Origin of the sequence: Gordonia shandongensis DSM 45094, assembly GCF_000423025.1 — a bacterium.
In the GTDB taxonomy this organism is placed as follows: domain Bacteria; phylum Actinomycetota; class Actinomycetes; order Mycobacteriales; family Mycobacteriaceae; genus Gordonia; species Gordonia shandongensis.
Genome location: NZ_AUHE01000002.1, coordinates 487,236 through 509,764 on the forward strand (window position 1 = coordinate 487,236; position 22,529 = coordinate 509,764).

21 protein-coding genes, 1 tRNA gene and 1 rRNA gene are annotated in these 22,529 nt (G+C 69.0%); 2 read left to right on the forward strand and 21 right to left on the reverse strand.

What is annotated here, in order from left to right; genetic code table 11:
• Window positions 1-14 precede the first annotated feature (14 nt).
• Window positions 15-218: a cold-shock protein gene (locus G528_RS0105080; protein ID WP_026918035.1), complete on the reverse strand. Its 204-nt coding sequence runs from the start codon at window positions 216-218 to the stop codon at window positions 15-17.
• A 196-nt stretch (window positions 219-414) separates the two neighbouring features.
• Here G528_RS0105080 and G528_RS0105085 point away from each other — a divergent pair, with 196 nt between their 5' ends.
• On the forward strand, window positions 415-1,998 hold the full coding sequence (locus tag G528_RS0105085; RefSeq protein ID WP_026918036.1) for an alkaline phosphatase D family protein: 1,584 nt from the start codon (window positions 415-417) through the stop codon (window positions 1,996-1,998).
• Between the two features lie 82 nt (window positions 1,999-2,080).
• On the opposite strand, the gene G528_RS0105090 is transcribed toward G528_RS0105085, so the two are convergent.
• The 9 genes from G528_RS0105090 to G528_RS0105130 form a co-directional block, all read right to left on the reverse strand.
• A tRNA-Pro gene (locus tag G528_RS0105090) sits at window positions 2,081-2,154 on the reverse strand.
• Window positions 2,155-2,259: 105 nt separating this feature from the next.
• On the reverse strand, window positions 2,260-3,291 hold the full coding sequence (locus tag G528_RS0105095) for a fused (3R)-hydroxyacyl-ACP dehydratase subunits HadA/HadB (RefSeq protein WP_026918037.1): 1,032 nt from the start codon (window positions 3,289-3,291) through the stop codon (window positions 2,260-2,262).
• Between the two features lie 82 nt (window positions 3,292-3,373).
• Complete coding sequence (locus G528_RS0105100) at window positions 3,374-3,829, reverse strand: hypothetical protein (RefSeq protein ID WP_026918038.1); 456 nt, start codon at window positions 3,827-3,829, stop codon at window positions 3,374-3,376.
• A 117-nt stretch (window positions 3,830-3,946) separates the two neighbouring features.
• A complete protein-coding gene (der, locus tag G528_RS0105105; protein ID WP_026918039.1) occupies window positions 3,947-5,377 on the reverse strand; it encodes a ribosome biogenesis GTPase Der in 1,431 nt (476 codons plus the stop codon).
• 14 nt (window positions 5,378-5,391) lie between these two features.
• The gene (cmk, locus tag G528_RS0105110) at window positions 5,392-6,087 is read right to left on the reverse strand and encodes a (d)CMP kinase (protein WP_026918040.1); all 696 of its coding nucleotides are present in this window, start codon (window positions 6,085-6,087) and stop codon (window positions 5,392-5,394) included.
• Entirely contained in the window at window positions 6,084-7,064 is a 981-nt protein-coding gene (locus tag G528_RS0105115; RefSeq protein WP_026918041.1) for a pseudouridine synthase, read from the reverse strand. The genes cmk and G528_RS0105115 overlap by 4 nt, the downstream gene beginning before the upstream one ends.
• 8 nt (window positions 7,065-7,072) lie before the next feature.
• Window positions 7,073-7,759 carry an SMC-Scp complex subunit ScpB gene (gene scpB / locus G528_RS0105120; RefSeq protein ID WP_026918042.1) on the reverse strand — a complete coding sequence of 229 codons (687 nt, stop codon included), beginning with the start codon at window positions 7,757-7,759 and terminating at the stop codon, window positions 7,073-7,075.
• Complete coding sequence (locus G528_RS0105125) at window positions 7,756-8,592, reverse strand: segregation and condensation protein A (RefSeq protein WP_026918043.1); 837 nt, start codon at window positions 8,590-8,592, stop codon at window positions 7,756-7,758. Before G528_RS0105125 ends, scpB begins: the two co-directional genes overlap by 4 nt.
• An 8-nt stretch (window positions 8,593-8,600) precedes the next feature.
• Window positions 8,601-9,467: a ParA family protein gene (locus G528_RS0105130; protein ID WP_245569676.1), complete on the reverse strand. Its 867-nt coding sequence runs from the start codon at window positions 9,465-9,467 to the stop codon at window positions 8,601-8,603.
• A gap of 288 nt (window positions 9,468-9,755) precedes the next feature.
• Here G528_RS0105130 and G528_RS0105135 point away from each other — a divergent pair, with 288 nt between their 5' ends.
• Window positions 9,756-10,655 carry an LLM class flavin-dependent oxidoreductase gene (locus G528_RS0105135; protein ID WP_026918045.1) on the forward strand — a complete coding sequence of 300 codons (900 nt, stop codon included), beginning with the start codon at window positions 9,756-9,758 and terminating at the stop codon, window positions 10,653-10,655.
• Window positions 10,656-10,677: 22 nt separating this feature from the next.
• On the opposite strand, the gene G528_RS0105140 is transcribed toward G528_RS0105135, so the two are convergent.
• The 11 genes from G528_RS0105140 to rrf form a co-directional block, all read right to left on the reverse strand.
• Window positions 10,678-11,607, reverse strand: coding sequence for a site-specific tyrosine recombinase XerD (locus G528_RS0105140; protein ID WP_026918046.1), 930 nt, complete (start codon window positions 11,605-11,607; stop codon window positions 10,678-10,680).
• Between the two features lie 4 nt (window positions 11,608-11,611).
• Window positions 11,612-12,244, reverse strand: a complete 633-nt coding sequence (locus G528_RS0105145) for an NUDIX domain-containing protein (protein WP_026918047.1) — start codon at window positions 12,242-12,244, stop codon at window positions 11,612-11,614.
• A gap of 34 nt (window positions 12,245-12,278) precedes the next feature.
• On the reverse strand, window positions 12,279-14,009 hold the full coding sequence (locus tag G528_RS0105150) for a CTP synthase (protein WP_026918048.1): 1,731 nt from the start codon (window positions 14,007-14,009) through the stop codon (window positions 12,279-12,281).
• A 168-nt stretch (window positions 14,010-14,177) separates the two neighbouring features.
• A complete protein-coding gene (locus G528_RS0105155) occupies window positions 14,178-15,107 on the reverse strand; it encodes a copper transporter (protein ID WP_026918049.1) in 930 nt (309 codons plus the stop codon).
• The gene (steA, locus tag G528_RS0105160; protein ID WP_026918050.1) at window positions 15,104-16,291 is read right to left on the reverse strand and encodes a putative cytokinetic ring protein SteA; all 1,188 of its coding nucleotides are present in this window, start codon (window positions 16,289-16,291) and stop codon (window positions 15,104-15,106) included. The genes G528_RS0105155 and steA overlap by 4 nt, the downstream gene beginning before the upstream one ends.
• A gap of 94 nt (window positions 16,292-16,385) precedes the next feature.
• Window positions 16,386-18,128, reverse strand: a complete 1,743-nt coding sequence (gene recN / locus G528_RS0105165) for a DNA repair protein RecN (RefSeq protein ID WP_026918051.1) — start codon at window positions 18,126-18,128, stop codon at window positions 16,386-16,388.
• A 6-nt stretch (window positions 18,129-18,134) separates the two neighbouring features.
• The gene (locus G528_RS0105170; RefSeq protein ID WP_026918052.1) at window positions 18,135-19,100 is read right to left on the reverse strand and encodes an NAD kinase; all 966 of its coding nucleotides are present in this window, start codon (window positions 19,098-19,100) and stop codon (window positions 18,135-18,137) included.
• 46 nt (window positions 19,101-19,146) lie between these two features.
• A complete protein-coding gene (locus G528_RS0105175) occupies window positions 19,147-20,040 on the reverse strand; it encodes a TlyA family RNA methyltransferase (protein ID WP_026918053.1) in 894 nt (297 codons plus the stop codon).
• 39 nt (window positions 20,041-20,079) lie between these two features.
• Window positions 20,080-20,286: a hypothetical protein gene (locus tag G528_RS16435; protein WP_035718898.1), complete on the reverse strand. Its 207-nt coding sequence runs from the start codon at window positions 20,284-20,286 to the stop codon at window positions 20,080-20,082.
• A gap of 12 nt (window positions 20,287-20,298) precedes the next feature.
• Window positions 20,299-22,104 carry an HAD-IIA family hydrolase gene (locus G528_RS0105185; protein WP_026918054.1) on the reverse strand — a complete coding sequence of 602 codons (1,806 nt, stop codon included), beginning with the start codon at window positions 22,102-22,104 and terminating at the stop codon, window positions 20,299-20,301.
• A gap of 139 nt (window positions 22,105-22,243) precedes the next feature.
• Window positions 22,244-22,360, reverse strand: a 5S ribosomal RNA gene (gene rrf / locus G528_RS0105190).
• Window positions 22,361-22,529 lie beyond the last annotated feature (169 nt).

A 22,529-nucleotide genomic window follows, 5' to 3' on the forward strand; every position in this document is an offset into this window, starting at 1 on the left:
GTATGAGGTCTGAGTTAGAGAGAGACCACGTTCGTCGCCTGGGGGCCCTTGGCGCCCTGCTCGACGTCGAACTCGACTCGCTGTGCCTCTTCGAGGTTACGGAAGCCGCTCCCCGAGATCGCGGAGTAGTGGACGAACACGTCCTCGCTACCCCCGTCGGGGGCGATGAAGCCGAAGCCCTTCTCGCCGTTGAACCACTTGACGGTTCCCTGTGCCATGCTGTCTTACTGCTTTCTTTCAGTGAGCGGGAGCAAAATCTGCTGTCCGCCCGTCCACTCTTTCACATATTCGGCCGCGGCGACAGACGAAGTCCACACTTTCCCCTCGGCGCGTCGCGCGGAGGTGACGCGCTCGCCATCTCCCGACCACATCGCGTTGGCCCCGCGTCCATGTGACCACTCCACTGTGGTGTGCATGCGCATCTCATCTCGATCCCCCGTATCGCGTCGGTCGCTGCTGCACGGTGCGGCCGCCGGCGCGGTTCTCGTTCCCACGGCCGGCTGGCTGGCGGCGTGCGGAGACTCCGGACAGAATGCGACGGGAACCACGCTGGCCCGTCGCCGCCCGACGATCAGTCACGGCGTCGCCGTCGGCGATGTCACGTCCTCGAGCGGACTGGTCTGGGCCCGCTCCGACGCCCCGGCGACGATGATCGTCGAGACCTCCGCCACGGAATCGTTCACCCGGACCAGGAAGGTCCGCGGACCGCGAGTGACCCCCGAGACCGACGGGACCGGCCGCGTTCGCGTCGCGGGCCTCGAACCCGGACAGACCGTGCACTATCGAGTGACGATGGAGGGCGAGGACGGCGCCCTCGGCGAACCGGTCACCGGCCGTTTCTCGACCGCGCCCGCCTCGGCCACCGACATCGGGTTCCTGTGGTCGGGCGACGTCGTCGGCCAGGGGTGGGGCATCAATCCGGACATCGGCGGACTGCCGATCTTCGGAGTGATGGCCGATCGCACCCCCGACTTCTTCATCCATTCCGGTGATGCGATCTACGCCGACGGCCCCGTCGAGGCCACACAGAAGCAGAACGACGGCCGGGTGTATCGCAGCGTGACCAGCCCGGCGAAAGCCGCGGTCGCCCAGACGCTCGACGACTTCCGCGGCAACTACGCCTACAACCTCACCGACGAGAACTATCGACGTTTCACCTCGGGTGTCGCCCAGTTCGTCCAATGGGACGATCACGAGGTCGTGAACAACTGGTTCCCCGGGGAGAACCTCGCCGGTCAGGATCGGGACGGCTACACCGAGCTCGACGTCGACACCCTCGCGCGACGCGCCCGGCAGGCGTGGAACGAATGGCAACCGGTTCAGCTCGGCGACGGCGGACGGCTCTACCGCAAGATCCCGTACGGTCCGCAGCTCGACGTCTTCGTGCTCGACATGCGCAGCTACAAGGATCCGAACCCGGATGCGCACTCGACGACCGACGACGGCGGCGTTCTCGGCGCGAAGCAGACGCGGTGGCTCATCGACTCGCTGAAGAGATCGACCGCCACGTGGAAGGTCATCGCGAACGACCTGCCGTTGAGCATCGTCGTTCCGGACACGGCGACCGGTCCGGAGTCGATGGAGGCCCTCGGCCAGGGCGACCACGGCGATCCGCTCGGTCGCGAGATCGCGCTCTCGCAGATTCTCGCGGAGAGTCGGGACGTCCCGAACAAGGTGTTCCTCACCGCCGACGTCCACTACACGGCCGCCATCTCGTACGAGCCCGACCGGGCATCGTTCACACGCTTCCGGCCGTTCTGGGAGTTCGTCACCGGGCCCCTGCACGCCGGCGCCTTCCCGCAGTCGCCGCTCGACCGGACGTTCGGCGCGGAGTACGAGTTCGTGCACGCACCGCAGGAGGCCAATGTCTCACCGGCGGAAGGCTTCCAGCATTTCGGGGAGGTCACGATCGCGCGCGACACCGGGGTCCTGACGGTCAACCTGTGCGATGCGACCGGTGCCACGCTCTACAGCAAGGACCTCGCGCCCGAGCGGTGACCGCCGCGACTCGGAGACGAGAAGGCCACCTGGTGAACCAGGTGGCCTTCTCGGGTGATCGTCCCAGGTAATCGCTTCTGTGTCGGGCTGACAGGATTTGAACCTGCGACCCCATCACCCCCAGTGATGTGCGCTACCAAACTGCGCCACAGCCCGTTGCCCCGCCGGACGGAACGGATCTCCCGCCGCGCGAAGCGAACTCACTGTATCCCAAGCGCATCCGCTCGCACTAATCGCCTGCACACGAGGGGTTATCGACGATCAGGAGAATCGAACGTGCAACGTCGCCATGCCGAAGATCTTCTTGCCCTCCGACTTCGCGACGAGGATCACCACACCGCTCCGAGTGTCGGGATCGAGCGATTTGATGCGTCCGCTGTACTCGATCTCGCCGCCGCCGGCCGCCGACACGACGGCGGGCGACGACAGGCGGACCGAGTACTTCAAGACGGCGCCCGGGTCCCCGGACCAGTCGGAGACGGTACCGACGCCCAATCCCATCGTGAGCATGCCGTGGGCGATCACGTCGGGAAGTCCCGCCAGCTGTGCGATGCCCTCATCCCAGTGAATGGGGTTCGCGTCACCGGAGACGCCCGCGTAGTTGACCAGGTCGCCGCGGGTGAGCTTCCGTGTCACGACCGGCAGCTGATCGCCGACCGACAGATCGTCGAAGTTCAGCGAGTCGACGCGACGAGTCTCGCCCGTCGCGCTGCGCGGCGGCGCCTGCGCTTCGCGCACCGTCTTGGTGTAGCTCGACGACGGATCGTCGAGCGCCAGCATCGCGACGTCGTGCATCATCACCTTGTCGACGGCCTCGGTGATCGCCGGATCCACCTCGTCCCCGGTCACACCGACGACCGTCGTATGCATGGTGTGCACCGTCTCCCCCGCCTGGTCGACGAAGGTGTTGGTGATCGTGATCATGTCCTTGCCCGCGACGCGGCGGACCGCAGACAGCTCGACGTCGGTGCGGAGCACGTCGCCCTCCACGATCGGACGGTGCTGCTCGAAGACCTGCTCGGTCTGGACATACGTGTCGTATCCGACGACGACGGTCTCCAGCAGCGCCCGGTTCGCGGCCATCGCCGGGATGGACGTGAACGTCAGCGGCGCGACCAGACCCGAGTAACCCAGGCGCAGCGCCGTCGACTCCTCCCAGTGTGCGGGATGATAGTCCTGCACGGCGCGGGCGTATTCGCGCACCTTCTCGCGCCCGACCTCGTAGGGGGTCGCTGCTTCGTAGTAGTGTCCGACCCGCTCGAGAATCGCGGGGTCGTCCGGCGTCGTCGTCATTCCATCTCCACCTGTAGACCTCGTGGCAACGGTAGTGCCTCGGGAATCGTCACGATGCACCGGGCGGCGCGGCAGACCTCCGTCACACGGTCGCGACCCCTCGACAGACCGGGGCGGGCAGGTTCGGAATCAACCCGTGGTTGACGGCTCGGACGGTGATGCGAACCCGGCCGTGTCCCCGAAGTCCCGAGATCGAGTAGCCCGACGCGTCGCCGAGGCCGTGACCCCATCTCCTGTGCGCCGTCGTCGTCTTGCCGGTGGCCAGCTCCTTGACGGTCACCGTGGTGTCGGTGGTGTACGGGAACAGGCTCTTGCTGTCACCGATGATCGTGAACTGTCCGGGCCACGGCGAGTCCGTCCACACGGTGACGCCGCCGTAGTACGGGATGTCCACGATGTTCGGGTTCAATCCGTAGCAGTTCATCCCCACGTACTCCGACCGTGTCTCGGCGTTGACCGCGCCCGCGCCGACGACGCTCGCGGCGAGGCCCGCCGCCACCGCCGCCCCGATGATTCCTGCCGATGCTGCACGTCGCATGATGTCCTCCTCGGACTTCGGTTGTCGGCCCCGCCCATCGGGTCTGTCGGGGCCGGCACCGCCATCCGTTACTTCGGAAAAACCGCGCGTACCAGCGATTTCATGGCGAAACGGGCACTATTTGCGACGGTCGCGCTTATCGCGGACGCGGACGTTGATCCGCACCGGCGATCCGTCGAAACCGAACTCCTCGCGCAGTCTGCGCTCCAGGAACCGCCGATAGCCGGCCTCCAGGAAGCCGGTCGTGAACAGGACGAAGGTGGGGGGACGCGTGGCCGCCTGGGTGGCGAACATGACCTTCGGCTGACGTCCACCGCGCACCGGCGGCGGTGTGGCCGCGAGGATCTCGGTGAGCCACGTGTTCAGTCGACCCGTCGGAATGCGCTTGTCCCAGGACTCCAGGGCCCCCTCGAGGGCGGGGACCAGCTTCTGCACGCTGCGGCCGGTGAGCGCGGAGATGTTGACGCGCCGCGCCCAGGGCACCCGAGCCAGCTCACGGTCGATCTCGTTGTCGAGATCGTGACGACGGTCCTCGTCGACCAGATCCCATTTGTTGAACACGACCACCAACGCCCGGCCCGTCTCGACCACCAGCGACAGCACCCGCAGGTCCTGTTCGGTGATCGGTGTTCCCGCGTCGATGAGCAGCAGCGCCACCTCGGCGGACTCCACGGCCGCCCGGGTCCGCAACGAGGCGTAGTACTCGTGGCCGGACGCCGTGCGCACCTTGCGCCGCAGTCCGGCGGTGTCGACGAACTGCCACGGACGTCCGTCGAGTTCGATCACCTCGTCGACGGGGTCGACGGTGGTTCCCGCGACGTTGTCGACCACGGCCCGATCCTCGCCGGCGAGCTTGTTCAGCAGTGAGCTCTTCCCCACGTTGGGCTTGCCGACCAGTGCGACGCGTCGGGGGCCGTCGGCGGTGAACCGCTGTCGGGTGGTTTCGGGGAGCGCGTCGAGGACGGAGTCGAGCAGATCGCCCGTCCCGCGGCCGTGCGCAGCCGAGATCGCGTGGGGTTCCCCCAGTCCGAGTGACCAGAGGGACGCCGCATCGGCCTCCATGCGAGCCGAGTCGACCTTGTTGGCGACCAGGATCACCGGGGTCGACGACCGGCGCAGCACGCGGGCCACCGCCTCATCGGTCGCTGTGGCCCCCACGGTGGCGTCGACGACGACGGCGATGGCGTCGGCGGTCCGCATCGCGTACTCGGCCTGCGCGGCGATCGACTGCGCCATTCCCTTGGCGTCGGGCTCCCAGCCGCCGGTGTCGGTGACCATGAACGGGCGGCCGGTCCACTCGGCGCGATACGAGACGCGGTCGCGGGTGACTCCGGGCACGTCCTCGACGACCGCCTCGCGCCGACCGATGATCCGGTTGACCAGGGTCGACTTCCCCACGTTCGGCCGACCGACCACGGCCAGGACCGGGAGTCCCGCCGCGCCGCCGTCGAGGTCGTCGCCGAGCATATCGTCGACTTCCCAGTCGGATTCGTCACTCCAGAAGCCGTCGCCGGCGAGGTTCGGATCGAAGGTCGAGTCGTCTGTCACTGGATCGTCGGCTGTCACTGGATCGCTCCGATGCGTTCGGTGACCAGCTCGGTGAGCCGATCGAGCACTTGGTCGAGGGACAGGTCGCTGGTGTCGACGACCACGGCGTCGTCGGCGGCGCGCAGCGGCGACACGGCGCGCGTGGAGTCCAGGTGGTCGCGGCGGGTCACGCTGTCGAGCACCTCGGCGAGAACGCTCTCGCGACCACTTGCGAGATTCTGCCGATGCCGCCTCTCCGCGCGGGCCTCCGGCGACGCCGTGAGGAACACCTTGAGCACCGCGTCGGGGAAGACGACGGTTCCGATGTCGCGTCCCTCGACGACGAGCAGCTCGGATCCCGCATGAGTCCGCTGCAGGTCGACGAGCTTCTCGCGAACGGCGGGGTCGGCGGACACGGCGGACACCGCGGCGGTGACGCCGTCGCCGCGGATCTCCACGGAGACGTCACGGCCGTCGAGGAGCACGACCGAGTGGCCGGTGTCGTCGGCGGTCACACGGATGTCGGCGGCCTCGACGACGTCGGCGGCCCGCGGGCCGGCCGGGTCGACGTCGGCCTCCAACACCGCGAGCGTCGCCGCCCGATACATCGCGCCCGTGTCGAGGGTCCGCCCGCCGATCCGCTCGGCGAGCCGGCCCGCCACCGTCGACTTCCCGGTTCCAGCCGGACCGTCGATCGCGACGACCAGTGCGGGAGCGGTCACCGCGGTCACAGGTCCACCGCCTTGTAGAGGGCGCCGATCTCGCGGTTGTCCAGGACTCGGAGGCTTCCGGGCCGCTGTTTTCCGAGCGTGACCGCGCCGATGTCGGTGCGCACGAGGCGAATCACCGGGTGCCCGACCTCGGCGAGCATGCGTCGCACGATCCGCTTGCGCCCCTCGTGCAGGGTCAGCCGCAGCAGCGACTCCCCCTGGTGCACGTCGAGCATCGCGAGATGGTCGACCCGGGCCGGTCCGTCGTCGAGCTCGATCCCGCCGCGCAAGGTGCGTCCGAGTCCCCGCGCCGCTTCGCCGCGGACGGTCGCCAGATAGGTTTTCGGCACCTCGAACGACGGGTGCATCAACCGGTGAGCGAGCTCGCCGTCGTTGGTGAGCAGGATCAGCCCCTCGGTCTCCGCGTCGAGACGACCGACGTGGAACAGGCGCTGACCGGCCATCACCCGCTCGGCGACGAGGTCGCCGATGCACGGTCTGCCCTGGTCGTCGCTCATGGTGGAGTGCCAGCCGCGGGGTTTGTTCAGGGCCAGGTACTGCTTGGTCTCGTCGACGATCACCCGCGCACCGTCGACTTTGATGATCGCGGTGTTCGGGTCCACGCGCAGCCCCTGCGAACGGATGACCTCACCGTCGACCTGAACGCGGCCGGCGGCGATGAGCTCCTCGGCGCCGCGCCGCGAGGCGACACCGGCCGCGGCGAGGACCTTCTGGAGCCGCACTCCGTCGGAGACGTAGGTGGCGCCGTCGCCGTCGACGTTCACCGTCTGGTGTCGGGCCGGTTTGGCGTTGTTGAGACGGACGCGCCCGGACTCGACGTCGGGGCTCGATCCCTTGCGGTGGGGTTTCCGTGACCGCCCCTGCTGGGCGCCGCTTCCCTGTTGGGAGCCGCGGGGCGCCCCCGATGTTCCTCGGCCGCCCGACCCCGCGGTCTTGCGTCCTCGTCCCGGTCTGCCGTCTCGGCTAGCGGATGCCATGAAGTGTCCTACTCCTCGTCGGCGTCGGCGATCGCCTCTGCGGAGGCGTCGATCGTCGATTGTGCCGGGTCGGCGCCGAGTTTGGCGAATCGCGGATCGTCGAGGATCTCGTCCCCGAGGTCCTCGATCACGTCGACCTCCGGCAGCAGCGGGGCGATGTCGGGAAGATCGGCGAGCGAGGCCAGACCGAGTCGTTCCAGGAACAGCTCGGTGGTCGCGTACAGGGTTCCGTTGGTCTGTTCGTCGGCGCCGACCTCGCTGATCAGTCCGCGTCCCACGAGCGTCCGGATGACGCCGTCGACGTTGACGCCGCGGATCGCGCCCACCCGCGCCCGCGTCACCGGCTGCCGGTAGGCGATGACCGCGAGGGTCTCGAGCGCCGCGCGGGTGAGCTTGCTCCGCGACCCGTCGAGCAGCAGACGCTCCACGTACGGCGCGTACTCCGACCGCGTGTAGAACCGCCAGCCGTCGCCCGCGAACCGCAGGTCGATCCCGCTGCCCGCCTCGGTGAGGTCTGCGCTCATCTGGCGAAGCGTGCTGCGGACCCTCGTCCGTTCGTCGCCGACGGCACCGGCCAACTCCTCGTCGCTCGCGGGGGTGTCGACGACGAGCAGGACGGCTTCGAGCGCCGCGCGCAGTTCGGCGTCGTCGAGGCGATCGAGCGCCTCGGGCTCGTCCGCATTCGGCTGGCTCATCCGTAGTCCTCCGACTTCTCGATGTCGATCTCGTCCACGTCCCGGTCGCCCGTCCAGCAGACCCTCAGCTCACCGAGCGCCTCGGGCTGGTCGAACGCGACCGCACGTTCCCGATACAGCTCGAGCAGACCCAGGAACCGCGCGACCACCTCCAGCGGGCTGCCGCACTCGGATACGAGGGCCCCGAACGACAGCCACTCGCCGCGGACCGCGGTGAGCAGTTCGGTCAGCCGCCGGGCCTGCTCGGGCACGGAGACCGACGACCCGTGCAGGTGATCGAGCCCGACCGTCGGGATCGGTTTGGGGACGAATGCGGCTGCCGCTACGGCCGCGAAACCCGGGGGATCCACACCGAGGTCGACCTCGGGCAGCAGTTCGGCGAACCTGTCCTCCAGCGACACCGCGCGCGGATAACGTTGCAGCGCTGCGGCTTCGAGCTCGCCGAACAGCACGGCGACCTGCTTGTAGGCGCGATATTGGAGGAGCCGGGCGAACAGGAGGTCGCGGGCCTCGAGCAACGCGAGATCCTCGGGGTCCTCCACTTCGCCGGACGGCAGCAGTCGGGCCGCCTTCAAGTCGAGCAGCGTCGCGGCGACGACGAGGAATTCGGTGGTCTGCTCCAGGTCGCCGTCGGGTCCGAGCGCCTTCGCGTAGGCGATGAACTCGTCGGTCACCTCGTGCAACGCCACCTCGGTGACATCGAGGCGGTGCTGGCTGATCAGCGTCAGGAGCAGATCGAACGGTCCGGTGAAGTTCGTCAGCGTGACCTGGAAGCCACTGGTCGTACCGGCTTCGGCAACACCAGGAGCGTCGGCTCCCCCGTCGACCGTCATCGTCGCCGTCAGCCGCGCGACTCGGTGCGCGCGATCACCTCGCGCGCCAGATCGCGATACGCCTGGGCGCCCGACGATTTCGGCGCCCACGACGTGATCGGCTCCCCGGCGACCGAGGTCTCCGGGAATCGGACGGTCCGGTTGATCACCGTGTCGAACACCGCGTCGCCGAACACCTCGACGACGCGGGCCATGACATCCCGCGAATGCAGGGTCCGCTGGTCGAACATCGTCACCAGGATCCCGCCGAGTTCGAGCCGCGGGTTGAGACGGTCGCGAACCTTCTCGACGGTGTCGGTGAGCAGGGCCAGGCCGCGCAGACTGAAGTACTCGCACTCCATCGGGATGAGAACGTTGTCGGCGCACGCCAGGGCGTTCACGGTGAGCAGTCCCAGTGACGGCTGACAGTCGACCAGGATGTAGTCGTAGCGGTCGGCGACCGGATGCAGCGCGCGACCGAGGGCCTGTTCGCGACCGACCTCACTGACCAGTTGGATCTCCGCCGCCGACAGATCGATATTGGACGGCAGGAGATCCAGGCCGTCGACCCGGGTCCGCATGAGGACGTCATCGGTCGCGGCATACGGCGGAACCAGCAGGTTGTGGACCGTCTCGTCGAGCTCATGGTGTGGAACGCCGAGGCCCGCGGACAACGCGCCCTGCGGATCGAGATCCACCAGGAGCACGCGCCGACCGTTGTCGGCCAGCGCGGCGCCCAGGTTGATCGTGGAGGTCGTCTTCCCGACGCCGCCCTTCTGATTGCAGACGGCCACGATGCTCGCCGGCCCGTGACGGTCCTTCGGCGCGGGGTCGGGGATCCGACGGTACGGTCGGCCCGTCGGACCGAGCTCCTCGCCTGCGGAGATGTCGAGCATTCCCGGCTCCGCGTCACCGCGGGGTGTGGACTCGCTCACGTGTTCAATGCTCCTCCCCGGTCGCGCCTGTGGTGGGCGGTGACGACCGGTGGCGATGGATGGCCGTCGACGATCGCGATGGGCTATCGCGGTGTCATGATCACCCTAGATCCTAATGCGTGCGAGCCGGCGCGTGGGCACCGCAGAGATCTCCGCACGACCGCCGGTGTCGTTCGGCGGCACGTACACTCGGCCCGAGGGGGCTCTTGCGGACCCCCGTCGAGTGACGGACGCACCGAAGGAGACGCGATGACGGACTACGGAAACGACCTGGAGTTCGGAGTCTTTCCGACCCCCCTCGCCGCATCCCCCCAGCAGACGGTCGACCTGGCCGTGACCGCCGAGGACGCCGGTCTCGACCTCATCTCGATTCAGGATCACCCGTACGTGCCCGCGTTCCTCGACACCTGGACCCACCTGAGCTTCATCGCGGCCCGCACATCGCGGATCCGGGTGTCCGGCAACGTCCTCAACCTGCCGCTGCGTCCGCCCGCCGTGCTCGCGCGGGCCGCCGCAAGCCTCGATCTGCTCTCCGACGGCCGGTTCGAGATGGCCCTGGGGACCGGTGCCGCACCGGACGTCATCGCGGCGATGGGTGGCCCCAAACGGACGCCCGGCGAGGGGCGCCGCGCCCTGGAGGAGGCCATCGAGATCATGCGGGAGATGTGGGACACCTCCTCGCGCGGAGGAGTTCACGTGCGGGGCGACTTCTACACCGTCGACGGCGCCAAGCGCGGACCGACGCCCGCGCATCCGATCGGCATCTCCGTCGGCGCCTACAAGCCGCGGATGCTCGACCTGGTGGGGCGACTCTGTGACGGGTGGCTGCCGTCGTTGAGCTATCTGCCGGGCGGCACACCCGACCTGACCGCGATGAACGCCGCGATCGACGAGGCCGCGACATCCGTCGGACGCGAGCCCGCGGCGATCCGGCGCTACCTCAACGTCGGCGGTACGTTCTCCGACGAACCCGGCGGACTGCTGTCGGGTCCGCCCGAGTCGTGGGCGGAGGACCTGGCCGGACTGACCCGGGATTACGGGATCACCGGATTCATCTTCGCCACCGACGATCCCGCCGAGGTCGAGACGATCGGCACGCGCGTGGCGCCGGCGGCACGCGAACTCGTCGCCGCCCGGCGCGCGTCCTGACCTCCGGGCGCCGAACCGGACGTCACGTCGCCCGCGGATGCGCCGTCGCGTAGACCTCCCGCATCGTGGTGACCGTGACCAGCGTGTACACCTGCGTGGTGGTCACCGACGAGTGTCCGAGCAGTTCCTGGACCACTCGCACGTCTGCACCCCCGTCGAGCAGGTGGGTCGCGAAGCTGTGCCGGAGCGTGTGCGGGGAGACCTCCTTGTCGATCCCGGCCCGTGCCGCCGCGTCGACGAGCACCTGCCATGCACTCTGGCGCGACAGTCGCCCACCGCGCACGTTGAGGAACACCGCGGGTGTCGACTTCTTGACCAGTGCCGGCCGCCCCCGCACCAGGTACGCGTCGACCGCGTCGACCGCCGGTCCGCCCACCGGAACCAGACGTTCCTTTCCCCCCTTGCCGCGAAGCACGACGGACGCATGTTCCAGGTCCAGATCGTCGATGTCCAGCGAAGTGATCTCCGAGATCCGCGCACCGCAGCTGTAGAGCAGTTCCACGAGTGCCCGATTCCGCAGACTCCGCGGATCGTCGCCGGCCGCCGCCGCATCGAGGATGGCGAGCACGTCACTCACGGGCAGGGCTTTGGGCAGGCGTCGCGGCGGCGTGGGCGGGCGCACCGTGTGCGCGACGTCGAGGTCGACGAGTCCCTCCGCTGCGGCGAAACGGTGCAGGCCGCGCACCGCGACGAGGGTTCGGGCGACCGACGAGTCCGCGAGCGGGGGGACGGCGTCCTCGGGGACGCCCCGACGCAGGTGGACCAGGAAGTCGCGCACATCGCTCTCGGCGACGGCCGCGATGCCGCCGACACCCCGATGATCCAGGAACATCCGGTAGCGCTCGAGGTCGCGGCGGTACGAACTGACCGTGTTGACCGCCGACCCCCGCTCCACCACGAGATGGTCGAGATACCGCGAGATCGTGTCCGCGACGGTGGGGCCGGGATTCATCGGGTCACTCCCGCAGACGCGTCGAGCGCGCCGTCGGCCGGTCCCGCCACGGAGCGTCGACGGCCCGCGGCGCCTCGCCGGACCGGTCCGCGGCCAGGGTCGCGAGGAGCCCGGCGACCGCGGTCGCGTTGACGATCTCGCCGCGCATCACCATCGCCACCGCCTCGTCGAGTGCCAGCCATTCGACGGTCATGTCGGCCTCCTCGTCGATGCGACCGGCGGGTGCGATCACCGACAATTCCTCGGCGAGGAAGACGCGGACCGATTCATCGGTGAAACCCGGCGACGACACGAGGTCGACCAGGACCCGCCAGCGTTCCGCCGCCAGGTCGGTCTCCTCGGCCAACTCGCGGCGCGCCGCGTCCAGCGGGCTCTCGCCGGGTCCTCCGTCGAGCAGTCCGGCGGGCAGTTCCAGCAGTCGACGACCGACGGGGTGACGGTATTGGCGAACCATCGCGATCCGACCGTCGTCGTCGCGCGCGACGACCGCGACCGCTCCGTCGTGTTCCACCACCTCGCGGCGCGCCACGTCGCCGCCCGGCATCTCCACCTCGTCGATGCGCAGCGCCAGGATCGCGCCCTCGTACGCCGTCCGCGACGCGTGCGTCACGAACCGGTGCGATCCCGGGTCCACCATCAGCGGGGTCCGTTCACCGTTCTCCGGTGCGCGCTCATGCGTCGCTCGCCGGGTCGTCGTCGATGCCGGTCGCGTCGTATCCGTCGAGTTCCACCGGGAGTCGCACGGCGGTCTTGTATTTCAGGGCCGCCTCGATGAACGCCTTGAACAGCGGGTGGGGTCGCGTCGGGCGGCTCTTGAGCTCCGGATGCGCCTGCGTCGCGACGAGGAAGGGGTGGACGTCGCGTGGGTATTCGACGAACTCCACGAGGTTCCCGTCCGGGGAGGTTCCCGAGAACTGCAGCCCCGATGCGGCGACGGCGTCGCGGTAGGCGTTGTTGACCTCGAACCGGTGGCGGTGCCGTTCGCTGATCTCCGTCGCCCCGTATGCCTTGGCCACGAGCGACCCGGCGGTCAACTGCGCCGGGTAGGCGCCCAGGCGCATGGTGCCGCCCAGATCGGCGTCCCCGGCGACCGCGGCCTCCTGATCGGCCATCGTGGCGATCACCGGGGACGGCGTCTCGGGGTCGAACTCGGTGGAGCTGGCGTCTGCCAGTCCGGCGGATCGCGCCGCCTCGATCACCACGCACTGGAGTCCGAGGCACAGTCCCAGCAGCGGGATGCCGTTCTCCCGCGCGTAACGGATCGCGCCGAGTTTGCCCTCGATTCCGCGGATGCCGAATCCACCGGGGACCAGGACGGCGTCGACGTCGCGGAGTGCGGCGTGCGCGCCCTCGTGGGTCTCGCAGTCGTCGGACGGGATCCAGGAGATCTCGGTGCGCGCGTGGTGGGCGAAACCGCCGGCCCGGATCGCCTCGGTCACCGACAGATAGGCGTCGGGCAGATCGATGTACTTGCCGACCAGGGCGACCTTGACCGTCTCCCGCGGCGAGTGCACTCGACCGAGGAGGTCGCCCCACACCGTCCAGTCGACGTCGCGGAACGGCAGTCCCAGCTGCCGCACCACGTAGGCGTCGAGCTGCTCGGCGTGCAGAACCTTCGGAATGTCGTAGATCGACGGCGCATCCGGGGTCGAGATCACTCCGTCGATGTCGACGTCGCACATGAGCGCGATCTTCTTCTTGAGCGGCTCGGGCACCGGGCGGTCGGAGCGCAGAATGAGCGCATCGGGCTGGATGCCGACATTGCGCAGTGCAGCGACCGAGTGCTGGGTCGGCTTGGTCTTGAGTTCGCCCGACGGCGCCAGGTACGGAACGAGCGAGACGTGCAGGAAGAACACGTTTCCACGGCCGAGGTCGTGACGGATCTGACGCGCCGCCTCGATGAAGGGTTGAGACTCGATGTCGCCGACGGTCCCGCCGATCTCGGTGATCACCACATCGGGGACCTCCCCGTGATCGTCGGCGTCGTGCATCGCGAGCATGCGTGCCTTGAGCTCGTCGGTGATGTGCGGGATCACCTGCACGGTGTCGCCCAGGTATTCACCGCGTCGCTCCTTGGCGATCACGGTCGAATACACCTGCCCGGTGGTGACATTCGCGGTTCCCGACAGCTCCCGATCGAGGAAACGCTCGTAGTGGCCGATGTCCAGGTCCGTCTCAGCACCGTCTTCGGTGACGAAGACCTCTCCGTGCTGGAACGGGTTCATCGTGCCCGGGTCGACGTTGAGGTACGGATCGACCTTCTGCATCGTCACCCGCATTCCGCGAGCGGTGAGAAGTTGGCCGAGACTCGAGGCCGTCAGCCCCTTACCGAGTGACGAGGCGACACCGCCGGTCACGAATATGTGCTTGGCTTCGGCGCGCTGGTCACGCAGTGATCGCAATTTTTCTCCCGTCGGGCGTCTTCAGGCTTCCCATGCCCGAATACCTACGGGACTTCAGCCTAACAGCAACTGCCCCACGCTCCGCGGCGAGCGGTGAATCCCCGCGTCCTCCGGAGTGTCGTGGCCGACGGGGCGGGCCGATCGCGCCGAGACCCGTCGACCGCGCGATCACTTGACCGGTTCGGCCCCGACGGTGATGACCGTCGCGCCCTGCGCCGTCCCGTACGCTCCGGTCCGACCGTGCTGCTCCTCCTGCAGCGCGAGGATCGTGGTGATGCGGCCGGTCTCCTGGCCCAGGTTGTCGACCGTGCTCACCGCGTTGCCCAGCGACGGATCCGAGCGGACGACGCCGATCGGCGAGCCGCCCTCCGCCGAGCCGGTCCGCCCGACGAGCACACCTCCGGCTCCGCGGGCCGTCATCGCCGCCGCGAACCGACCGATCAACTGTCCCTGCGCCCCCGAGTCCTCGGGAAGACCGTCGCCGGTGACGACGACGACCAGGTCGGCGGGTGTGATCGAGCCGTGCGGGAACTCGAGGAAGCCGCCCTCGCGCAGAGCGCTGAGCACCGTGCCTCGATCCGATTCGGAGGCCGGTCGCTGCCCGTCGCGCTTCAGCAGCGTCACGCCGAGGAGATCGCCCAGCCGCGAACCCGAGTCGGTGTATTGGACGCGCAGCTGAGCGCCGGACGGTATCGACTGGTCCACGATCGTGCGGAGTTTCGACGCGCTCTCGTCACGGACCAGGGCGTCGCTGAGCGCCAGCTGACCGGAGACCGTCCCGCCGGCCTCGTTGACGAGGGTCGTCAACGATTCGACGTCGGCGTCCGCGGCGTTCGGCGCCGTCACCAGAAGGACCGAGCGCTTGTCCAGCGCCCCCTTCACCAGACGTCCGGTGATGGCCTTCTGGAACGCGGCGTCGTTCCCCGTCCGCGTGCTGAGGGTGTCGTTCTCGTCCTGCAGCGTGCCGATGCGATCGCGGTCCGTGCCGGTGAGCGCATTCATCCGATCGCCGATGAATCCGGACCCCAGAAAGAGTCCGAGAGCCAGGGCCAGGAACACCGCGATGATCGAGACCGCGTGCTGGCGCATCGTGATCACTGGGAGTTCCACACCCCACTGACCCAGTCGGTCAGCGAGTTCCACTGGTCGACGATCCAATCGCTGGCGGCCGCGCCGCCGCCTTGGACGACGACGACGGCCACGATGATCGCGAGCAGGGCCGCGATCATCAGCATGGCCATCACGGTGCCGCTCACACGGCTGCGGTACAGCGTCGCCACGGCCTTGGCGTCGACCAGCTTGGAGCCGACCTTGAGGCGGGTCAGGAACCGCGATGGGATCTGATCGCGCAGGGACCGGTCGAAGAAGTCGTTCAGCGATCCCGAGTAGCCGGCGGTGACGATGAGGTCGGCACCGTGGTAGTCGGCGAGGAGCAGCGCGAGGTCGGTCGCCGAACCGGCGGCCGGGAAGGTCGTCGCACCGATGCCGAGGTCTTGGATGCGCTCCAGTCCGGGGGCGTGACCGTCGGGGTCGGCGGGCAGGACCACCTCGGCACCGCATTTGAGCGTGTCGGTCGCCATGTCGTCGGGGTCTCCCACGATCACCGATGGTCGGTAACCGGCCTTCATGAGCGTGTCGGCGCCCGAGCCCACGCCGATGAGGATCGGCTGGTACTCCTTGATGAACGGCTTGAGCGATTTGAGGTCGAGGCTCCGGTCCGAGCCGTCGGCGACGATGACGACGTGCCGGCCGTCGAGCTTCACGTCGATCCGCGGAACGCCGACGCCGTCGATGAGCAGAGGCGACTCGGAGCGGATGAACTCGATCGAGTTGCCCGAGAACGCCTCCAGGTGATCGACGAGCCCGGTCTTGGCGTCGAGCATCAGGTCGGCGACCTCTCGTTCGCCGAGCTCCTGCCCGCGCGCGACCACGCGTTCGCCGATGTAGAGCTTGCCGCCGTGCAGGCGGACCTTGGTGCCGTCCTTGACCCGCGCGAACACCTCCGGGCCGACCTCGTCGAGCAGCGGGATCCCGGAGGCCGCCAGCACCTCGGGACCGAGGTTCGGGTAGCGACCGGTGATCGACGCAGACGCGTTGACGACGGCGGCGACCTCCGCCTCCACCAGCGCGTCGGCCGTCACTCGGTCGAGGTCGACCTGGTCGAGAATCACGATCGCCCCGTGATCGACGCGGTTCACCAGGCGTTTGGCGTCCTTGTCGATCCGGGCGATCCCGACGACTCCGGGGAGGGTCTCAGTGGTACGCGAGAGCAGAGCTGGCATCCTCATGGGTCCCATAGTGACCACACGAACCATCAGTCACACGGAGGCGCGCCGTAACAATGTCAACTTTCGTCACAGACGTATCAGCGGCGGGTCACTCCTGCGCGCGTTCCCGCTCCGCCGTCGTCAACAACTCCTCCGCATGTGCCCGGCCGGTCTCCGAATCGCCGAGACCCGCGAGCATGCGCGCGAGCTCCGCGATCCGGGCGTCACGGTCGAGCGCCGTCAGCGTCGACGTCTGTCTCCCCTCGACGCCCCCGCCGGACTTCCCGATGACCAGGTGATTATCGGCGAACGCAGCCACCTGCGGCAGATGCGTGACGACGATGACCTGGTGACGTCGCGCCAACCGCGCCAGCCGCGCACCGATCTGGACGGCAGCGGAACCACCGACACCGGCGTCGACCTCGTCGAAGACCATCACCCCGCCCTCGTCGGGCGTCGCGAGCACCACTTCGAGTGCGAGCATCACCCGCGAGAGCTCGCCCCCCGACGCGGACTTCGCGATCGGCAGCGGTCGCGCACCGCGGTGTGCGACCAACCCGAATTCGACGCGGTCGGCGCCATCGGCCGCCGCCGTCGTCCCCCGCCCGTCGACCTCGATCCGCAGACGGTCGTCATCCGGATCGAGCAGCGTCACCGAGACGTCGAGACTGCTGCCGCCCATCGCGAGCCCCGTCAGCTCCGTCGAGACCTGCTTCGCCAACGAGGCCGCGGCACGGGACCTCAGGTCGTGCACGGTCGCGGCCAGGCCCGCGACCTCCTCGCGAGCCAGTTCCGCCTGCTTCTCCAGTTCGTCGATCGCCCCCTCGGGATCGTCGATCACCGCCAGACGCCGACGAGCCTCATCACGCCATGCGATGACGCCGTCGATGTCGGGCGCATACTTGCGCGTCAGCGTCTTCAGCTCGGCCTGACGGGTGAGCAGGGCGTCGAGATCCGCGGCATCATCGGGCAGGGTGCCGAGGTACGCCGTGAGCTCGGCACCGATGTCGGTGACGACGGTCAGCGCCTCCTCCACACGCGCGGCGAAGTCCCGCAACGCCTGGTCCGACGCCGACTCCACCAGGGAGCGGACCGTCCCGAGCGCATCGACCACCGAGGTGCCGTCCGCACCGCTGACGAGGCTCTGCGCCTGCGCCGCCGAGGTCCGTATGTCCTCCAGGTCGGTCATCCGGCGAATCGTCGCCGCCAGGTCCGCGTCTTCACCGGGAAGCGGTGCCACCGCGTCGATCTCGTCGACACCGAATCGGAGCCGGTCGGCCTCCTGCGCGAGTTCACGCGAATCGGCACGACGCGCGTCCACCTCATCGAGGAGGGCCACCCATCGGGACCGCGCTGACCGATAGCGCTGCAGCGCCGTCGTGGCCGCTGGGCCGGCGAACCGGTCCAACGCCGCCCGCTGCTGCTCCGGACGGATCAACCGAAGCTGATCGTTCTGCCCGTGGACGGCGAGAAGCTCCCCGGTCAGCCGGCCCAACACGCCCGCAGGCACCGACCGACCACCGAGGTAGGCGCGGGACCGTCCGTCGGCCGAGACCGTCCGGACGGCGATCACGGTGTCGTCGTCGTCGAGTTGTGCGCCGGAGTCCTCGAGAATCGACACGATCTCCGGACGTTCTCCGGGAATGCGGAACCGCCCCTCGACGACGGCCTTCTCATCGCCCATCCGGACGCGACCCGCATCGGCTCGACCTCCCGAAAGAAGACGGAGACTCGTGACGATCATCGTCTTTCCCGCACCGGTCTCACCGGTGAGAACGGTGAATCCCGGAGGGAAGCCGGCCGCGGCGGACTCCAGGACGCCCAGTCCGGTGATCGACAGCTCTTCGAGCACGACTACTCAGCTCCTTCCCCGCCACCCGGTGACCGGAAGCGAGAACTTGGTGACGAGACGGTCGGCGAACGGTTCGGAGTTGATTCGGATCCATTTGAGGGAACGCTGTGCGCGGACCACCTCGACGCGTGCCCCCGCCGGCACGTCGACGATCCGGCGGCCGTCCGAGAGGGCGACCGCGTCCCGCCCGTCCCCGTGGACCTCGACGGCCACCCGCGACCGGGGACTGGTGACCATCGGCCGGGCGAACAGCGCGTGCGCGTTGCTCGGAACCACGAGGATCGCTTCGAGATCGGGCCACATCACCGGGCCGCCCGCAGAGAACGCGTAGGCGGTCGACCCCGTGGGACTGGCGACCAGCAGCCCGTCGGCGCCGAATGCGGCGACCGGTCGACCGTCGACCTCGGTGACCAGTTCCAGAACACCGTTGTGCGACGTGTTCTGGATGACGACCTCGTTGAGGGCCCACGTGTGTCCGCGGGACTCGGTGCCCCCCGGATCGGTGACCGTGACATCGAGAACCATCCGGTCGACGACCCGGTACTCGCCGCCCACGAGGCGATCCATCACCTCGTCGATCCCGTGGGCTTCGGCTTCGGCGAGGAAGCCGATGTGCCCGAGGTTGATCCCCATGATCGGCACTCCCGCCGGGTACGCCAGTTCGGCCGCGCGGAGGAATGTCCCGTCGCCGCCGAGGACCAGGACGAGTTCACAGCCCTGGGCCGAGGTCGCATCCGCGTGAGTGACTTCGACGGTGGCCCCGGCGCCGCGCAGCTGTTCGGGATCCACGGGCCGCTTCTGCACGAACGGCGGTGCCGGTCGGCGCGTGTCGTGATCCACGACCCGCACGACGATCCCCGCGGCGGCACACCGCCGTGCGATCGTCATCAGCGTCTCGGTGACCTCCTCGCGACCCGTGTGCGCGATGACGAGAAACGTCCGGTCCGATGTCGGTCTCGACGTACCTGTCATCGCCTGTCCCTTCCTTGGATGTCGCTGCTGAGCGTTTCCCCGGCACTCATCGCGGGCCCTCCGCGACGGCCCGATCGATCATCGCGCGCACCTCGTGACCGTGATCGGCGTCGACCCACTCGGCGGGCGGAACGGCATAGGTCACCTCGGGCCCGTCGCCGGGATCCGCTACGCCCGGAGCGACGCTCCCCTCGCGTTTGCGAAGCCATAGGAAGAATTCGACGTTTCCCGAGGGCCCCGGCAGCGGGCTCGCCGTCACGCCGCGCGTGTCGAGTCCCAGCCGATCGGCCACCGCCGCCACCTCCTCGACGGCGTCGGCCCGCAGCACCGGGTCGCGGACGACGCCGCCGGCGCCGACCCGGTCCCTGCCGACCTCGAACTGCGGCTTCACCATCGGGAGTGCATCGCCACCCGGCTTCAGACAGGCCGCCACTGCGGGGAGCACGAGGTGCAGCGAGATGAACGAGAGGTCGCCGACGACCAGGTCCACCGGACCGCCGATCATCGCGGGACTCAGGTGGCGGACGTTGGTGCGATCGTGGATGTGGACGCGATCGTCGGACTGCAGGCGCCAGACGAGTTGTCCGTATCCGACGTCGACGGCGACCACCTCGCCGGCACCGCGCCGGAGAAGCACGTCGGTGAAGCCGCCGGTCGACGCACCGGCATCGAGACAGCGGCGGCCCTCCACGGTCACACCGCGCGGCTCGAACACCTCCAGCGCGCCGAGCAGCTTGTGCGCACCGCGCGACGCCCAGTCGTCGCGATGACCGTCGACCACCACGACCGGGGTGTCTTTGCCGACATTCGTGGCGGCCTTGACCGCCGGCGTGCCGTTGACCTTCACTCGACCGGTGTCGATGAGTTCCCGCGCCTGGTCGCGCGACCGGGCCAGACCGCGCCGCACGAGTTCGGCGTCGAGTCGTACACGCGCCGCCATCAGCGACTCCGACGGCGTGGGCGCCGTGCCCCGACCCGCTCAGCCACGGCCGGCGTTCTCCAGTGCGGATGCCAGCCGATCGTGCGCCGCGGTCAGCAGCTCCGCCTGCCGGCTCAACGCTCCCAGGTCGATCGCATCGGCGGCGGCACGCACCATCTCGGCCTCCTCGAGGAGGTTCGCCGCCTCGTCGAGCACCGGCCGATCGGACCCTGCGTCCCGTTCGTCTGCTGCGTACTGATCTGTCATGACCTGCCCAGGCTATCGCAAGGCGGTGACGCCCAGCCGGTCCAGGACCGCCGCCGAGCGCTCGTCGTCAGCCGCGATCCGCAGATCGAACGCACCGACGTCGGCCGTCCACACCGCATGGGCCAGGGCCGCGGCGAGCGTCTGCACATCGTCCCCGTCTGGCGCGTCGTCCCCGCGGTACCCCACCGAGACGTGCTCACCGTTCACCTCGATCCGCCATTGGGGACGCGGGCCGATCTCGACGTCTTCGGGGGCGCGATTCAGCCCGTCGAGATCGGTGGCGATGTAGGTCGGTCGTTGTTGCGGCGGGGCCGCCAGCAGTTCGGGGCCCCGCGTGACCCCCGTCAGCACCAGGAGCGTGTCGACGCCGACCGTGTGGCCGGCCTCGATATCGGTGTCGAGGCGATCGCCCACCATCAGCGGCCGCCGTCCGCCGGTGCGGGAGAGGGCGTCGCGCATGATCGGCGCGCCGGGTTTACCGGCGACCGCGGGCCGAATGCCGGTCGCATGGGCCACGGCCGCCACCATCGAGCCGTTGCCCACGAGGAGTCCGCGTTCGGTGGGAAGCGTCGAGTCGAGGTTCGTCGCGATCCAGGTCGCGCCGGCACGAATCGCCAGCGCTCCCTCGGACAGCTCCGCCCATCCGGTATCGGGGGAATGCCCCTGAACCACGGCATCCGGCTCGTCGTCCGCGCTCCCGACGACGGTCAACCCGAGTTTCGTGATCTCGGAACGCAGCGCGTCCGCACCGACCACCAGAACTCGGGCTCCCGCTCCGACGGTGTCGGCCACCAGACGCGCACCGGCCTGCGCGCTGGTCACGACGCGGTCGGCGTCCGCGGGGAAGCCCCTCTCGGTCAGGTGTGCCGCCACCTGTTCGGGCGACCTGCTCGCGTTGTTCGTCACGAAGAGGACGTCGGCCGCCGCCTCTCGCACGGCCTCGACCGCGTGCGGCAGGACGGTCGCCCCGGTGTACAACGTTCCGTCGAGGTCGAACATCAGCGCGTCGTACAGCGTGTTCAGCGTTCCCGCGTCCCGTTCGGCTCCCGTCGGCGAGGCCGGCGCGACGCCGCCGTCCCCGACGAGTTCCATCAGGCGGAACTCGGCATCGGTCTGATCGTCGACGTCCGCGGCCGCAGCGTTCTGGAACCAGGTGATGGCCTCGCCACGGCGCCCCGCCGCTTCGAGGGCCGAGCCGTAAGCGAAGAACAGCCGGGCCGCGGTCGTTCCCGTCCTGCCGGGACGCAGATCCTCGGTCGCCAGGCCCCCCACCGCGTCTTCGGGCCGCCCCAAGTCGATGAGCGCGCCGGCCCGGACCACGGCGAGTTCGACGGCGGCGTCGTCCGACAGTTCCGTGACATCGGCTCCGTCGGCGATCTCGAGCGCCCGTTCCGGCTGACCGAGGCCGCGCTCGCTGTCGGCGATGAGCGCCACCAATGACTCGTCACCACTCATCCGGCGCGCCGCGCGGAGTTCGCTGATGGCCTCCTGCCATTCGCCGACGGTGTAGGCGACGATTCCCGCGGTCTCCCGCACGACGGCGATCCGCGCGGCCCGGGCCCGTGCCGCGCGGGCATGGTCGAGCGCTGCCTCCGGATCGCCGTCGATCAGCGCCGATGCCGCGACCAGGTGCCGCGCCACACGGTCGGCCGTGGGCTTGTCCAAGGCCTGCAGATCTCGTCGCACGTCCGGCGCGAGATCAGCCGCCGTGATGTCGTCGGGGATCCGCGGCCCCGATGCGTCGCCGCGACGGCCGGTCCGCGGGGATCGATCCTGTCGATTACCACCTCGCCGTCGTGCAGCACCGCTGTTGCTCATAAGTTCCCAATCTATTCGCTGGTCTGCGGATGTCGCCAATCCGACCGGTGCCACCGCCGAGTCCGTTTCGATACGGGTGTGGAATGCAGGAGAGCCCCGGGCCGGTGTTACCCGGTCCGGGGCTCTGCTGAACAATGGTGTTCGGCGGTGTCCTACTCTCCCACACCCATTACAGTGCAGTACCATCGGCGCAGGTGGGCTTAGCTTCCGGGTTCGGAATGGGACCGGGCGTTTCCCCACCGCTATAGCCGCCGTAACTCTATGAAACTGTCCCGCACACCCCCCGCGGCTTGCCGGCAGGGGTGCTGGTGTTGTTTCAGAAGTACATAGTGGATGCCATCACACACGCGTGTCACGCACACATGGCGCGTCACAGGCGTGTGGTGTGTGTTTCGTTCACCAGTCGACCACAGTCGACCGGTCTG

What these genes read in the sequence shown, in the direction of transcription:
- G528_RS0105080 (WP_026918035.1), bottom strand. Translation starts at nt 218, where the DNA reads ATGGCACAGGGAACCGTCAAGTGGTTCAACGGCGAGAAGGGCTTCGGC.
- G528_RS0105085 (WP_026918036.1), top strand. Translation starts at nt 415, where the DNA reads ATGCGCATCTCATCTCGATCCCCCGTATCGCGTCGGTCGCTGCTGCAC.
- G528_RS0105095 (WP_026918037.1), bottom strand. Translation starts at nt 3,291, where the DNA reads ATGACGACGACGCCGGACGACCCCGCGATTCTCGAGCGGGTCGGACAC.
- G528_RS0105100 (WP_026918038.1), bottom strand. Translation starts at nt 3,829, where the DNA reads ATGCGACGTGCAGCATCGGCAGGAATCATCGGGGCGGCGGTGGCGGCG.
- G528_RS0105115 (WP_026918041.1), bottom strand. Translation starts at nt 7,064, where the DNA reads ATGGCATCCGCTAGCCGAGACGGCAGACCGGGACGAGGACGCAAGACC.
- scpB (WP_026918042.1), bottom strand. Translation starts at nt 7,759, where the DNA reads ATGAGCCAGCCGAATGCGGACGAGCCCGAGGCGCTCGATCGCCTCGAC.
- G528_RS0105125 (WP_026918043.1), bottom strand. Translation starts at nt 8,592, where the DNA reads ATGACGGTCGACGGGGGAGCCGACGCTCCTGGTGTTGCCGAAGCCGGT.
- G528_RS0105130 (WP_245569676.1), bottom strand. Translation starts at nt 9,467, where the DNA reads ATGCTCGACATCTCCGCAGGCGAGGAGCTCGGTCCGACGGGCCGACCG.
- G528_RS0105135 (WP_026918045.1), top strand. Translation starts at nt 9,756, where the DNA reads ATGACGGACTACGGAAACGACCTGGAGTTCGGAGTCTTTCCGACCCCC.
- G528_RS0105140 (WP_026918046.1), bottom strand. Translation starts at nt 11,607, where the DNA reads ATGAATCCCGGCCCCACCGTCGCGGACACGATCTCGCGGTATCTCGAC.
- G528_RS0105145 (WP_026918047.1), bottom strand. Translation starts at nt 12,244, where the DNA reads ATGGTGGACCCGGGATCGCACCGGTTCGTGACGCACGCGTCGCGGACG.
- steA (WP_026918050.1), bottom strand. Translation starts at nt 16,291, where the DNA reads ATGCCAGCTCTGCTCTCGCGTACCACTGAGACCCTCCCCGGAGTCGTC.
- G528_RS0105170 (WP_026918052.1), bottom strand. Translation starts at nt 19,100, where the DNA reads ATGACAGGTACGTCGAGACCGACATCGGACCGGACGTTTCTCGTCATC.
- G528_RS0105175 (WP_026918053.1), bottom strand. Translation starts at nt 20,040, where the DNA reads ATGGCGGCGCGTGTACGACTCGACGCCGAACTCGTGCGGCGCGGTCTG.
- G528_RS16435 (WP_035718898.1), bottom strand. Translation starts at nt 20,286, where the DNA reads ATGACAGATCAGTACGCAGCAGACGAACGGGACGCAGGGTCCGATCGG.
- G528_RS0105185 (WP_026918054.1), bottom strand. Translation starts at nt 22,104, where the DNA reads ATGAGCAACAGCGGTGCTGCACGACGGCGAGGTGGTAATCGACAGGAT.